A 15022-nucleotide genomic window follows, 5' to 3' on the forward strand; every position below is an offset into this window, starting at 1 on the left:
TCGCGCATAATCGGGCAATATGAACGATATATCCCTTCCTCCCGTGCGCGGCACGCTGACAGCACAACGCGCCTTGGACACACTCACATGGTTACGCGTGGGCGGACCGGCTGACTATCTTTTCCAGCCTGCCGATCTGGATGATCTGCGCGACTTCCTAAAGGCCTTGCCGGGCAATGTTTCAGTTTTCCCTATGGGTGTTGGCAGCAACCTGATCGTTCGGGACGGCGGGCTGCGCGCCGTAGTGATCCGCTTGGGCCGCGGCTTTAACGGGATCGAAATCGCTGATGGCGTTGTTACGGCAGGGGCGGCTGCGCTTGACGCGCATGTGGCGCGCAAGGCTGCGGATGCCGATCTCGATATGACATTTCTACGCACCATCCCTGGTAGCATCGGCGGTGCGGTGCGCATGAACGCAGGCTGCTACGGCAGCTACACAGCGGATCACTTCGTTTCGGCCAAGGCCATGCTGCGGGATGGCACACTGGTCACGCTTCATAAAGATGATCTGAATTTCCGGTACCGTCAAAGCGATCTGGCAGGTGAAGCGGTCATCGTTTCAGCCACTTTCGCGCCACCTTCGGGCGATGCTGCGGCATTGCATGCGCGGATGGAGGACCAGCTTGCCAAGCGTGATGCGACGCAACCGACGAAGGACCGTAGCGCAGGAAGTACGTTCCGAAATCCGGCTGGATTTTCCTCTACAGGGCAGGCGGATGATGTGCATGACCTCAAGGCGTGGAAGGTCATAGATGATGCCGGACTGCGCGGTGCTACCAAGGGTGGGGCGCAGATGTCGCCCAAGCATCCTAATTTCCTGATCAACACAGGCGATGCCACGGCGGCAGACCTCGAAGGATTGGGCGAAGAGGTGCGAAAAAAGGTTTACGATTCCCAAGGGATTACGCTAGAGTGGGAAATTATGCGAATTGGCGAATTTGTAAGCGACCAAGACGTGTAAAGGACAAGCTGGCAAACAGCAAAGACCAATAAAAAGGACCATAAAGGTCCGGGACAAAGGCACATCAGTGGGTACGTCGAGCAGACAAACCCCGACAGTAGCGGTTGTAATGGGTGGCCCTTCGGCGGAACGGGAGGTGTCACTGAGCACGGGACGTGCGTGCGCTGCCGCTTTGCGGGAACGGAATTTTAATGTGGTTGAGGTCGATGCCGGCCCCGACCTTTATGCCGTTTTGACGGACCTTAAACCTGATGTTGCACTGAACTGTCTGCATGGCCGCTGGGGTGAAGACGGCTGTGTGCAGGGGTTATTTGAATGGATGCGTTTGCCCTACACCCACTCCGGGGTGCTGGCCTCGGCTCTTGCGATGGACAAGCAGCGCTGCAAGGAAATTTTTCAGCTCCACAATCTCCCCGTAATGCAAAGCCATGTTCTGCCTAAAGCAGAGGTGATGGCGGACCATGTGATGTCGCCGCCTTATGTGATCAAGCCGAATAATGAAGGCTCCAGCGTCGGGGTTTATCTGGTGCAGGAGGGTGCGAACACTCCACCGCAGTTGGATGAGAGCATGCCGGAGTTTGTCATGGTCGAGGCTTTCGCGCCGGGGCGCGAGTTGACCACTACCGTGATGGGCGACCGCGCCTTGACGGTGACAGACATCATCACCACCGGCTGGTACGATTATGACGCCAAGTACAAGGAAGGCGGCTCTAGCCATGTGGTGCCTGCCGATATCCCGCCACATATTTTCGATCTGTGTATGGACTACGCCTTGCAGGCGCATAACGCATTGGGATGCCGTGGTGTCAGCCGAACGGATTTCCGCTGGGACGAAAGCAAGGGCGCTGACGGGTTGATCTTGCTTGAGACAAATACACAGCCTGGCATGACCGCTACTTCGCTGTCGCCGGAGCAGGGGCAAGCGTGCGGCATCTCTTTCCCGGATTTTTGCGCATGGATGGTAGAGGACGCCTCATGCGATCGTTGATGTCGCGCAAAAAACCGCTGCGCTCTGATCCCGCGCCCTCACGCTGGGCATGGCGGATGCAGCGTTTGATGTTGACGCCGGGCTTCCGGCTCGCGTTGCGTGCGGGCGTCCCTTTTTGTCTGACCTTGATGGCCGGCACGATCTATCTATCCAATGATGATCGCCGCATGGCGATCACGCAGGCGGTCGCAGATGCCCGCGCCAGCATCGAAGAGCGGCCTGAGTTCATGGTCAAGCTGATGGCCATTGACGGAGCCGAGGGTGATCTTGCCGCCGAAATCCGCACATTGATGCCACTGGAGCTTCCGCAAAGCTCGTTCGATCTGGATCTGTCAGAACTGCGCGCCAAGATCAAAGCCCTGCCGGGTGTGAAAACCGCTGCTGTACGTATCAAACCGGGCGGTATCCTGCACATTGATGTGGCTCCGCGTGTTGCCGTTGTCATCTGGCGCAATGACGAAGGTCTGACATTGTTGGACGAGGGCGGTGCCCTTGTGGCTTATGCCGATGCGCGCACGGACCGGCCTGATCTTCCTTTGATCGCGGGCGAGGGTGCTGCGCGGCACGTGCCCGAAGCGCTTGATCTGATGCGTGCGGCCACGGCTTTAGGGGAACGGGTGCGCGGCGTCGTCCGCATGGGTGACCGGCGTTGGGATGTTGTGCTTGATCGTGACCAGCGGATCATGCTGCCGGAAAACGGTGCTTTGCCTGCCTTGGAGCGGGTTATCGCGCTGGAACGTGCGCAAGAGGTTCTGACTCGCGATGTGGCGCGGGTCGACATGCGGTTGGGCAAACGTCCGACCATCAGAATGAACGCCGATGCTCAAAAGGCTTGGTGGAGCGTAAAGCAAGAACAAAGCCAGTAAAACTGGCGCAATATAAATAGTAGCGGTCAGTCAAAAGGCCGGGGCAGTGAAGGCAGAACAAGATGAACGATCTCTATGAGAGCCAAAGGTCGATGCGCCATATGCGCAAAGTCGCCATGCAGCGGGGTGTGGTGGCCATTCTGGATGTAGGCAGCTCAAAAATTGCCTGCCTTGTTCTGCGGTTTGACGGTGGCGACACGCTAAGCGATGAGGGCATGATCGGCTCTCTTGCGGGGCAGTCGGGATTTCGTGTTATCGGTGCAGCGACGACACGTTCGCGCGGTGTGAAATTTGGTGAAATCTGCGCCATGGGCGAGACCGAGCGCGCGATCCGCACGGCTTTGCAGGCCGCGCAAAAAATGGCTGGCATCCGCGTTGACCATGTCATCGCTTGTTTTTCAGGGGCCGAGCCGCGCTCTTACGGGTTGGATGCACAGATTGATCTGGACGGTGATACCGTCAGTGAGGACGACGTCGCACGGGTTTTGTCCGAATGTGATGTACCGGAATACGGTGCGGACCGCGAAGTGTTGCACGCACAGCCGGTGAACTTTGCGCTCGATCACCGCTCGGGCCTGAGCGATCCGCGCGGCCAGATGGGCCAATCCCTTTCAGTAGATATGCATATGCTGACAGTCGATGCTGCGGCGGTTCAGCATCTGGCACACTGCATCAAACGCTGCGATCTTGAGCTGGCTGGCATCGCCTCATCCTCGTACGTGTCTGGCATTTCCGCGCTGGTCGAAGACGAGCAAGAGCTGGGTGCCGCCTGTATCGACATGGGGGGCGGGGCCACCGGCGTGTCGATTTTTATCAAGAAGCATATGATCTATGCCGATACCGTCCGAATGGGTGGCGATCACGTGACGCAGGACATCTCGCTTGGGTTGCAGGTGCCGACGGCAAATGCCGAACGGATCAAGACGTTCTATGGTGGTGTCCACGCGACAGGCATGGATGACCGCGAGATGATCGAAATCGGTGGCGATACCGGTGACTACGAGCATGACCGCCGCACCGCCAGCCGCGCCGAACTGATTGGCATCATGCGTCCGCGTGTCGAGGAAATCCTTGAAGAAGTGCGCGTGCGTCTGGATGCTGCTGGCTTTGACCATCTGCCGTCTCAACAAATCGTGCTGACCGGCGGTGGCAGCCAGATCCCGGGTCTCGACGGGTTGGCCAGCAAAATTCTGGGACAGCAGGTCCGGCTTGGTCGCCCTTTGCGTGTCCATGGCTTGCCGCAGGCGGCGACCGGACCAAGCTTTGCATCAGCAGTGGGCCTGTCACTGTTTGCGGCTCATCCGCAAGACGAATGGTGGGACTTCGACATTCCGGCAGACAAGTATCCCGCACGTTCGCTTAAGCGGGCGGTGAAGTGGTTCAAGGACAACTGGTAAAACTGCAACCCGCAATACAGCGTGCTGCATGTCTGCAATGGCGCGGCAGACTGTGCTGGTTCACGGGCGTTGGAGCAGCTAATCTTGCTCCAACTGTACAAACCGAAATGCGCCCATGAGCTTTACGACGATAAAGGATAGGATCTGGGTCTTTTATGATGCCGGTGCCGCTTGGCTTGCGCAGCGGCCTTTGTCCGTCCGTAAACTGGGCTATAGTGTCTTCGGACTTGTTCTCTGGATCGCGTACATCGTCCCACGCAGCAGGGTTCGCGTAACCATGATGGCACTTGCGGCCCACGTCGGTGTGGGATCGCCCATACGGCTATTTCGCAAATATGTGCAGGGCTTTACGCGCGGGTTGGACCGGATCGAACAGGTCCGTCATGGGCGTACAGACGCAATTGATGCGATGCTCGATATCCCGCAAAAGCAGGAACTGGATCATCTGCTTCAACACGGCGGCGTTCTGATGCTTGTGCCGCATGCCCATGCAACACTGGCGATGGGTCGGGGGCTTTCGCGACATTACCCTTATTTAGCCTTGGTGCGGTCAACGGCCAACAAGCGGCGTGCGGCCTCAGAATTGGACATATACCGCAACCTTGGCTGCGCCTTTCTGGACATACAATCCGAAAGCCCGACGACGGTTGCCCGTAGGGTACTGAAGGCGTTGAAAAACGGGCAGCTGGTTGTTGCGATAGCGGATCGTCTGCGCGATGCGCCGCCTCTTCATCATCCTGTCGATCAGGTGAACGATCTGGTGCGTGCGCGTTCTTTCGGGGCGGATGTCGGTGTTCCGGGGTGGCCTGCGCGGTTTGCACAAAAGGCGAGAGTGCCTATTGTCCCCGCGACAATTACGCAAACGGCCACATCAATATCGCTTGAGATCGGATCACCTGTGACACCCTCCACCGATCTGATCGGCACAACGCAAGACTGGCTGACGGAGCTGGAACGCATAATCAAATCAGCGCCGCATGAGTGGACCTTCGCGTTGGATCGGCACTGGTCAAAAGCATTGCTCGGGTCAGGTGACAAGGACTGATTTTTGCGTGACAACCCTTGCGGGCCGATATATCCTTTGTGCAATCGCCAAGGCCATCCACAGAGCCACTATAAAAGGCGAGAGCGGGTCGAGCAGGACCTAACAAAATCTGAGTCGTTTTTCCCGTCCCGGTTGGGCGCGGGCCAAGTGTCTTTTTGTGGTGCGTTTGGCAAATCTTACCAGATTTGGCCTTCTAGGCGAAATCTCGCGTGTTGATTGCTATTATCACGCCATATTTGGTACAAAATTGGCGATTTGTGGGTGACGTAGCGGTTTACTGCCGTTAATGTCACAGAAATCTAAGTCGGAAAGTGCCCTTGGGACATGGGCTAAAACAACAGGCGGACAGCACATGACACTCAATCTATCGATGCCCGGTCAAGAGGACCTCAAACCACGTATCACCGTTTTCGGTGTGGGTGGTGCCGGTGGCAACGCGGTCAACAACATGATCGAAAAAGAACTGGACGGCGTTGATTTTGTTGTCGCCAATACAGATGCGCAGGCGCTTCAGCAGGCGAAGTCGGAAAACCGCGTTCAGCTGGGGATCAAGGTTACCGAAGGATTGGGGGCAGGGGCCCGCGCCACGGTAGGTGCCGCCGCCGCGGAAGAATCTATCGAACAGATCGTCGATCACCTCGCAGGTGCGCACATGTGCTTTATCACTGCCGGTATGGGCGGCGGTACAGGGACAGGTGCTGCGCCAATCATCGCACAAGCTGCACGTGAACTTGGTGTTCTGACCGTTGGTGTTGTCACCAAGCCGTTCCAGTTTGAGGGTGCCAAGCGCATGCGTCAGGCCGAGGACGGCGTCGAGGCGCTGCAAAAGGTCGTCGATACGCTGATCATCATTCCAAACCAGAACCTGTTCCGTCTGGCGAATGAAAAGACCACATTTACCGAAGCCTTCTCCATGGCAGACGATGTTCTGTACCAAGGTGTGAAGGGCGTGACCGACCTGATGGTCCGTCCGGGCCTGATCAACCTCGACTTTGCTGATGTTCGCGCCGTGATGGACGAAATGGGCAAGGCGATGATGGGTACAGGCGAAGCCGAGGGCGAAGATCGCGCCATTCAGGCCGCCGAAAAGGCCATCGCGAACCCGCTGCTGGACGAAATCAGCCTGCGCGGCGCGAAGGGCGTTTTGATCAACATCACGGGCGGTGCCGATCTGACCCTGTTCGAACTGGACGAAGCGGCCAACCGCATCCGCGAAGAAGTGGACCCAGAAGCGAATATCATCGTCGGTTCCACAATGGACGAAAGCCTTGGTGGTCTGATGCGCGTCAGCGTTGTTGCAACGGGCATTGACGCAATGGATGTGAACACAGAAATGCCTGTGCCACGCCGTTCCATGAGCAAGCCCCTGCCACAGCAGACGATCACACAGGAAACGGCCGCACCTGCTGCCGCAGTGGCCATGTCAGCGACAGAGGCGACAACCCAGGAAGAAGAGCAGGCTCCTCTGTTCGAAGAACTGGATGTGCGTCGCGCTGCCGAGCAGGAGCAGGCCGAAGATATCTTTGCCGAAGAGACATCCGATGCGGATGAGCTTCCCGCACCGGCCTATCAGCCGCAGGTCGCAGCGTTCGAACCGCGCCGTGAAGAAGACATCGAAGCAGAGCCAGAAACATTTGTCGCACCGCGCGCACCAGCACCCGGCACACCATCACCAGAGGCGTTGGCCCGTTTGCGCGCCGCTGCACAAAAGACCAACCCCGACCAGCAGCCACAGCAGCAGCGTCCGGCAGCCTCCGCGCCCGCAGGTGGTCAGGCCGGTGGTGAAAAGCCTCGCTTCGGGATCAACTCTTTGATCAACCGGATGACCGGTCACGCCGAAGGCGAAACGCAGCCTCAGCAGCAGCGTCCTGCGCGTCAGCAGCCAAGTGTTCAGCAGCCACAGCCTCGTGTTGCAGCCGCTCCACAGCCCGCACAAGAGCAGGATCCAGATCAGGAACGCATCGAAATCCCTGCGTTTTTGCGTCGTCAGGCGAACTAAACACCTCACAATGTTACAAAAAAGGCCGCTTTCGAGCGGCCTTTTTCTATTGTAGATCAGGGGCTTAAAGCGAGACAGGCGTCTTTGCGCCCATCTGTTACAGTCATGTTTCAGACCGTTGCAAAGATTGAGTTGAGCGGAACCGTCTCAGGCCCTAGATCATTGTCAACTTAGACAGCGATCTATGAACTTGAGGTTAACACACGTGCAGACCACCATTAAATCACCGGTCAGCTTTGACGGCAAAGGTTTGCATTCCGGTGCTCCTGCGACCGTCACAGTACGCCCTGCCGGTGCCCATCATGGAATCTGGTTCAAGCGGACCGATGTGTCGCTGGGCGACCGGCTGATCCCCGCCCGCTGGGATTGTGTGAACCGTTCTCCACTGTGCACCAAGCTTGAAAATGCTGCCGGACTTTCTGTGTCCACGGTAGAGCATCTGATGGCGGCCCTCGCAGGTTGCGGTATTCATAACGCTTTGATTGAAATCGACGGTCCCGAAGTTCCGATCCTTGATGGTTCTGCCGTACCGTTTGTGCGCAGCTTCATGCAGCGCGGTATTCGCCGTTTGGCCGCGCCCGTCATGGCGTTCGAAGTTCTGAAGACCGTGACTGTGACAGAAGGCGACGCAACCGCGACGCTTTCACCTTCCGACACCATGCGTATCGACTTTGAGATCGATTTCGCGGATGCGGCCATTGGCCACCAGAAGAAGTCTTTGGTCATGAACAACGGGTCCTTCGCCCGCGAGCTTTGCGACAGCCGCACGTTCTGCCGTCAGGCGGACGTGGTGGCAATGCAGGCAAACGGTCTGGCCTTGGGTGGAAACTCTGGCGAAAACGCCGTGGTATTTGACGGTGACCGTGTGGTGAGCCCCGGTGGCCTGCGTTATGCGGATGAGCCTGTGCGCCACAAGATGCTTGATGCATTGGGCGATCTGGCTTTGGCCGGTGCGCCGATGATCGGACACTACACCGGCATCCGTGCGGGCCATTCCCTGACCAACACCTTGTTGCGCAAGCTTTTTGCGACGCCGGGCGCTGTGCGTCTGGTCGAATGTGACGGGGCAATGGCGCAGCGTTTGCCGGGCTACGGTCTGGTTTGGGACGAAATTCCGCAGGTTGCGTGACCCTTCGCGACTGAACCTTCATCCGCATGATTGAAACCGGTTCAGTTCAGTTGTACCTATACCGATACCACAAACGTGAACCTTCTTTGCGGATCGCCTGCAAATCGGGGTCAATCGGCGTTTTGCATTGCAGATTAATGTGCTAGCAAGTGGTTAAGAAGGTTGCAAAGACCATAGGTGTGAAGATGCAAGAGGTTCAGGCATGAGCAGGGCGGGATCGGCTGCAAAGGTGATCGGCACAGTGCTTGTCGTCGCAACGCTTGCAGCATGTGGCGGCAACCGCAATGCGGGGCGCGTGGGTGGCAGCTTTTTCAACCCCGAGGAAATCCCGTTGGAGACATACTCCGCCGAGCAGATTTTCGAACGTGGTGAATATGAGTTGAACCGCAAACAGGCGGGCGAGGCGGCGTTCTATTTCTCTGAAATTGAACGGCTTTATCCGTATTCCGATTGGGCACGCCGTGCCCTGATAATGCAGGCTTTCGCCTATCACCGCGACAAAGATTACCCCAACAGTCGGTCCTCAGCCCAGCGTTTCATCGATTTTTATCCTGACGATGACGATGCGGCCTATGCGCAATATCTGTTGGCGCTCAGCTATTATGACCAGATTGACGAAGTGGGCCGCGATCAGGGCCTGACCTTTCAGGCGCTGCAGTCCTTGCGTGAAGTGATCGAGATATATCCTGACAGCGAATATGCGAAATCCGCGATCCTGAAATTCGATCTGGCCTTTGACCACCTTGCGGCCAAAGAGATGGAGATCGGGCGGTACTATCTGCGCCGTGACCATTATACAGCCGCCATCAATCGCTTCCGTGTTGTGGTAGAGGATTTCCAGACCACGACGCACACGGCAGAGGCATTGCACCGCTTGGTGGAAAGCTATCTTTCGCTGGGTCTGACCAAAGAGGCCCAGACTGCAGGCGCGATCTTGGGTCATAACTTCCAGTCGACCGAGTGGTACGAAGACAGCTACAAATTGCTGACGGGCAGGGGTCTTGAGCCTGCCTTCTTCAAGGACAACTGGTTGGCCGGTCTCTATCGCCAGACGATCAAGGGCGAGTGGTTGTAGGCGCGGGGGCATCCCCGCTTAACGGAAACGACAATGCTGCGCGGACTTGATATTTCCGACATGTTGATCATTGATCGGCTGGAACTTGGGTTTCAGCCGGGCTTGAACGTGTTGACTGGTGAAACTGGCGCAGGCAAGTCGATCCTGTTGGATTCATTGGGTTTTGTTCTAGGTTGGCGCGGGCGGGCCGATCTGGTCAGGCAAGGGGCTGCACAAGGCGAAGTGACGGCTTGGTTCGATCTGCCTGCGGATCATCCGGCCCACGCCGTGCTGGAAGAGGCGGGTCTACCTGCCGGGAACGAGCTGATCCTGCGGCGCATCAACAGCGCAGACGGCCGCAAGACAGCATGGGTCAATGACCGTCGGTGCTCTGGCGAGGTGCTGCGCGCGCTGTCCGAGACGCTGGTGGAACTGCACGGGCAGCATGATGATCGTGGTCTTTTGAACCCACGCGGCCATCGGGCGATACTGGATGATTTCGCTGGCAACGGGCCAAAGCGCGACAAAGTCCGGCAAAGCTGGTCTGCGTTGGCTGCTGCACGCAAGGCCGCTGCTGTGGCTGAGGCAGAGCGTGAGGCAATCCGGGCAGAAGAAGAATTCCTGCGCCATGCCGTAGCGGAGCTCGACAAGCTCGATCCGCAAGAGGGCGAAGAAGCCGCACTTGATACCAAACGCCGGCTGATGCAGGGAGCAGAGAAGATCCGCTCCGATGTCGTCAACGCCTATGAGATGATGGGGCAGGAAGGGGCCGAACGCCACTTGAGCGACGCGCTGCGCTGGCTTGATGGTGCTGCGGCAAGAGCCGAAGGTGCGCTGGAAGCGCCGATGGCTGCGCTGAACCGCGCTATGATCGAGCTGGATGAAGCGATGAGTGGCGTAGCCGATGCGATTGACGCGATGTCATTCAACCCGATCGAACTGGAAGAGGCCGAAGAGCGGCTGTTTGCCATTCGTGCACTGGCCCGAAAGCACAATGTTAGCCCGGATGATCTGGCAGGCTTTGCCGGAACCCTGCGCACAAAGCTGGACGCGCTAGACGCCGGAGAGGCCGCGCAGGCGGCACTGGAGGCAGCTGTTCATGATGCTGAGCGCGCCTATGATGCTGCTGCCGAGGCATTGACTGCAGCGCGCACAAAGGCTGCATCAAAGCTGGACAAGGCCGTATCGGCTGAACTTGCGCCGCTCAAGATGGAGCGCGCCGTCTTTGCCACGCAGATCACCGAAGAGGTCGCAGGGCCGGACGGACGCGATGCCGTAAGCTTTACCGTCGCCACCAACCCGGGCGCACCTGCCGGACCGCTGGGCAAGATCGCTTCGGGTGGCGAGCTCAGCCGCTTTTTGCTGGCATTGAAAGTCTGTCTGACCCAAGGGCAGTCGGGTCTGACGCTGATTTTCGACGAAATTGACCGCGGTGTCGGCGGGGCCACTGCCGACGCAGTGGGACGACGATTGAAATCATTGGCCGCTGACGGCCAGGTGCTTGTCGTGACACACTCGCCACAGGTTGCGGCCCTTGGCGGGCACCACTGGCGGGTCGCCAAGGGTGTCGCAAAGGGGATGACCACGTCGACCGTCACGCCGCTGTCTCCGCCTGAACGGGTGGACGAGGTGGCGCGGATGTTGTCCGGTGACACCATCACCGACGCTGCCCGCGCGGCCGCAGAGGCATTGTTGGCGGGCTGATGGTGCAAGGGGGGTACATAGCATGAGCGAACCCGCCCCCTCGTTTCTGTCCCAACAAGTGACGCTGGCTGTCACCTCATGCAGGAACGGTCTTAATGTGATCCGGCACAAAGGACCGGGCAAGATTACATTCTGGTTCATCGCTTTATTGATCGGGATCGCGGCCGGCTTTGCGGCACTGTTTTTCCGCAAAGGCATCTATTGGCTTCAGTCGACAGTTTACGGCACCGAAGATGTCCAGAGCTTACATACATTTATCAGTGGTCTGGAATGGTACTGGGTCGTCTTGATCCCGACTATTGGCGGTCTCGTTGTCGGCGTCATTCTGCATCATTTCACCAATGATGCACGTGCACGTACGGTCGGGGATGTCATTCTCGGGGCAGCGCTGCACGACGGGCGTGTTGAAACAAAAGCAGGTATCGCCTCTGCGATTGCATCGCTCATCACGCTCGGAACCGGAGGGTCTTCGGGACGTGAGGGGCCGGTTGTTCACATGGCCGGTGTCATCTCGACCTGGGTTTGCAAGCGGATCAACGCAGACGGAATCACAGGGCGCGACCTGTTGGGGTGCGCAGTGGCTGCGGGGGTCTCGGCGAGCTTTAATGCGCCGATTGCCGGTGCGCTTTTCGCGCTTGAAGTCGTCCTGCGGCACTTCGCGGTCCACGCCTTTGCACCGATCGTAATTGCCAGTGTGGCAGGCACCGTAATCAACCGTATCGAATTTGGCGGGGTGACCGAATTCGTGCTCCCGACCTATGGTGATTTGCAGTTTTACGTCGAACTTCCCGCCTTTTTGTTGCTTGGTTTGACCTGTGGACTGGTCGCTGTCGCATTGATGCGCAGCATCTTCTGGGCCGAGGATTTCGGCAATTACCTGCAAGCCCGTACCGGTTGGCCACGCTGGTTGCGGCCAGCGGTGGCAGGTGCGCTGCTTGGCATCATCGCATTGTGGTTCCCGCATATTATTGGGGTCGGATATGAGACGATGTCGCTGGCCCTGACCGGAGAACTTGGCCTTTATGAAGTTATTGTATTTGCCATCCTCAAGGTTGCTGCGGTGGCGATCACTCTGGGGGGGCGCATGGCGGGCGGCGTATTTTCGCCCTCTTTGATGACCGGTGCCCTGACGGGTCTTGCGTTCGGTCTGGTAGCCACCGGTGTCTTCCCCGATGTGTCGGGATCGTCCTCTCTTTATGCCCTTGCAGGTATGGGTGCTGTTGCGGCTGCGGTGCTGGGGGCGCCTATATCGACCACGCTGATTGTTTTTGAGTTGACGGGGGATTGGCAGACTGGATTGGCCGTGATGGTGGCTGTCAGTATGTCCACCGCTCTGGCCAGCCGGATTGTTGACCGCAGTTTCTTCCTCACCCAGATCGAACGGCGGGGTATCCATCTGGCGGCTGGCCCGCAGGCCTATTTGCTTGGGATGTTCATGGTGGCGCGCATCATGCGCAGACCTGAAGATGCGCGCGCGGCAGATGAAGAGGCCTGTTGGACCCTGATAGATGAGGGGACGTATATCGATGGGACCGCCACGCTTGAATCCGCAATGCCAATCTTTGACGCGAGCGGGGCGCGGTTTATTCCGGTGGTGACACTCTCGGCCAATGCGCCGCCGGAACTTTTGGGCGCGCTGTTCCACGTTGATGCGCTCAAGGCATATAACAGGGCTTTAGCCGCTACGGCTGCGGAAGAACATTCTTAAGTGTGTCAGTAGGTTGGGTAATGAACCGACTGTCCCGCATATTGTTTCCACCAATGCATCAATTCAGACGATTCTCTTTGTATTTAAAGTAGCTTTGCTGCTTGCAACCGGTATGCTTTGGAAAAGTTAATTCATACAAAGGAGCTTTGCTGCCATGCTCGCTTTCACAATTCTGCCCCTTCTTGCACTTGGTTTGTTGGCTTACCTCTTTGAGGACGATGACGATGATGCGGTATCTCCTCCTCCCCCCGAGGAGGGCACAGACAGCGACGACCAGCTGAACGGCACGGGTGGCAATGATCTGCTGGACGGGTTGGCAGGCAACGATGAAGTGCGCGGCTTCGGCGGTGAAGACACGCTGGCCGGCGGCACGGGCAATGACTTTGTTATCGGCGGCACCGGCAGCGACGACATGCAGGGTGGTGATGGCGAGGATACTCTCTGGGGTCGTGAAGGGGATGACACGATTACCGGCGACGCAGGGAACGACACTCTGCGCGGCGATGATGGCGATGATATGTTGGACGGCGGCGACGGTGATGACGCCATCCTTGGCGGCGCAGGAAACGATATGCTGTTGGGCGGCGCCGGCGATGACCTGATCCAGACCGGCTATGGTGCCGACACCGTTGACGGCGGTGAGGGCGATGACCGGATTTCAGGCTACAACCTGCCCGTAACTGAAGGCGTCCCTGCGGGATCCGATGATGACCAGGCTGACGTATTGAACGGCGGCGATGGCGACGATACGATCACAGGTAACCTTGACGATACCATCACCGGCGGCAGTGGTGCTGACTTTATCCGGAGCCTTGGCATTGACCAGGAAGGCGGCGGCAGTGTCGTAATCACTGATTTCGATCCTGAGGAAGACCAGCTGTTGCTGACGTCGACCAACGGGCCTGAATTAAGCTGGGATGCTGATGATGACGGCTATTCCATCGTCGCAGCTGAAAATGGCACAGACACCAATGTTCTGTACGGTGGCACATTGATGGCTGTCTTGCAGAATACAGATGCCGAAGCACTTGCCGCTGACACATCATGGCTGGCGAACGTGAACGTTGACCCGACACCTGATCCCGTCACCGGCACCGATGGCGATGACACCATTTCCGGTACAGGTGCGGATGACGACATCTCCGGCGCAGACGGCGATGATGAAATTCGCGGTTTCGGCGACGATGACACGTTGAACGGTGGCACTGGCGACGATTTCCTAGTTGGCGGTTCTGGCGCTGACCTGCTGGAGGGCGACAACGACAACGACACCCTTTGGGGCCTGTCGGATGATGATGTCCTGAACGGCGGTAACGGTAACGACGTGCTGCGCGGTGATCCGGGCGACGATCTGCTGAATGGTGAGGCCGGTCAGGATGTGCTTCTGGGTGGTGACGGCGACGACACCATGAATGGCGGCGACAATGCAGATCGGATCGAGACTGGCTTGGGGGCAGATGTTGCCGATGGTGGCGATGGTGGGGATGTTATCGTAGGTTACGATGTACCGCGCGGCGAGAGCACGTCACTTGGGGCCACAGACACAATTGCGGATACGCTGAATGGCGGTGCTGGCAATGATACGATCTCCGGCAACGACGGTGATGTCATAACGGGCGGAGCAGGCGAGGACGAAATCCGTGCCGTCGGCGTTGATCTAGCTGATCAGGAAGTGGTGGTCGTAACCGATTTCAATTTGGCTGAGGACGTTCTGGTTCTGACCAATGGTGCGGGCGAGCCAATCAGTCTAAACGCTGAAGACCTGCGTTTCCGCGCAGCCTCCGCTGGCACGGACACCGAAGTTCTTTATGACGGCGTGGTAATGGCGCTTCTTGAGAATACAGTGGCGGCAGACCTTGCTGCGGACCTTTCCTGGATCAGCAATCCGATCGCGATTTCTGATCCTGCGCCGACACCACCTGAGGCCGAAGAAGAGACCCCGGATGCGGCTGCAGAAGAAGAGGCTCCTGCGACGGGTGTTGAAGAAGAGGAAGCACCAGTCACAGCTGAAGAAGATGAGGGTGAAGTGCCTACAACCGTTGCGGAAGAAGAAACGCCTGTAACGACGACAGGCTCATAAGCAACTTCCAACGGGCCGGAGATATCTTTGCGATACCGGCCCGCTGCTTCCCAGGCTTTTGGGATACACCTTAAAAACTAAAAATGCCGCC

11 protein-coding genes are annotated in these 15022 nt (G+C 57.9%); all 11 read left to right on the plus strand.

What is annotated here, in order from left to right:
• The first annotated feature begins 19 nt into the window (after positions 1–19).
• The 11 genes from murB to Z946_RS0117140 all read left to right on the plus strand — a co-directional run bounded on the left by murB (position 20) and on the right by Z946_RS0117140 (position 14931).
• On the plus strand, positions 20–961 hold the full coding sequence (gene murB / locus Z946_RS0117090) for a UDP-N-acetylmuramate dehydrogenase (protein WP_025056942.1): 942 nt from the start codon (positions 20–22) through the stop codon (positions 959–961).
• Between the two features lie 109 nt (positions 962–1070).
• A complete protein-coding gene (locus tag Z946_RS0117095; protein WP_025056943.1) occupies positions 1071–1949 on the plus strand; it encodes a D-alanine--D-alanine ligase in 879 nt (292 codons plus the stop codon).
• Positions 1937–2815, plus strand: coding sequence for a cell division protein FtsQ/DivIB (locus Z946_RS0117100; RefSeq protein ID WP_025056944.1), 879 nt, complete (start codon positions 1937–1939; stop codon positions 2813–2815). The genes Z946_RS0117095 and Z946_RS0117100 overlap by 13 nt, the downstream gene beginning before the upstream one ends.
• Positions 2816–2877: 62 nt before the next feature.
• On the plus strand, positions 2878–4212 hold the full coding sequence (gene ftsA / locus Z946_RS0117105; protein ID WP_025056945.1) for a cell division protein FtsA: 1335 nt from the start codon (positions 2878–2880) through the stop codon (positions 4210–4212).
• A gap of 115 nt (positions 4213–4327) precedes the next feature.
• The gene (locus Z946_RS0117110; protein WP_025056946.1) at positions 4328–5257 is read left to right on the plus strand and encodes an LpxL/LpxP family acyltransferase; all 930 of its coding nucleotides are present in this window, start codon (positions 4328–4330) and stop codon (positions 5255–5257) included.
• Between the two features lie 352 nt (positions 5258–5609).
• Positions 5610–7256 (plus strand): cell division protein FtsZ, encoded by a 1647-nt coding sequence (gene ftsZ, locus Z946_RS0117115; protein ID WP_025056947.1) that lies wholly within the window; start codon positions 5610–5612, stop codon positions 7254–7256.
• A 205-nt stretch (positions 7257–7461) separates the two neighbouring features.
• Positions 7462–8385, plus strand: coding sequence for a UDP-3-O-acyl-N-acetylglucosamine deacetylase (gene lpxC / locus Z946_RS0117120; protein ID WP_025056948.1), 924 nt, complete (start codon positions 7462–7464; stop codon positions 8383–8385).
• Between the two features lie 202 nt (positions 8386–8587).
• Positions 8588–9460, plus strand: coding sequence for an outer membrane protein assembly factor BamD (locus Z946_RS0117125; protein WP_025056949.1), 873 nt, complete (start codon positions 8588–8590; stop codon positions 9458–9460).
• Between the two features lie 33 nt (positions 9461–9493).
• Positions 9494–11143, plus strand: coding sequence for a DNA repair protein RecN (recN, locus tag Z946_RS0117130; protein ID WP_025056950.1), 1650 nt, complete (start codon positions 9494–9496; stop codon positions 11141–11143).
• A 22-nt stretch (positions 11144–11165) separates the two neighbouring features.
• Positions 11166–12851, plus strand: a complete 1686-nt coding sequence (locus Z946_RS0117135; protein ID WP_025056951.1) for a chloride channel protein — start codon at positions 11166–11168, stop codon at positions 12849–12851.
• A gap of 154 nt (positions 12852–13005) precedes the next feature.
• Positions 13006–14931 carry a calcium-binding protein gene (locus Z946_RS0117140; RefSeq protein ID WP_025056952.1) on the plus strand — a complete coding sequence of 642 codons (1926 nt, stop codon included), beginning with the start codon at positions 13006–13008 and terminating at the stop codon, positions 14929–14931.
• Positions 14932–15022 lie beyond the last annotated feature (91 nt).

Origin of the sequence: Sulfitobacter noctilucicola (genome assembly GCF_000622385.1) — a bacterium.
GTDB lineage: Bacteria > Pseudomonadota > Alphaproteobacteria > Rhodobacterales > Rhodobacteraceae > Sulfitobacter > Sulfitobacter noctilucicola.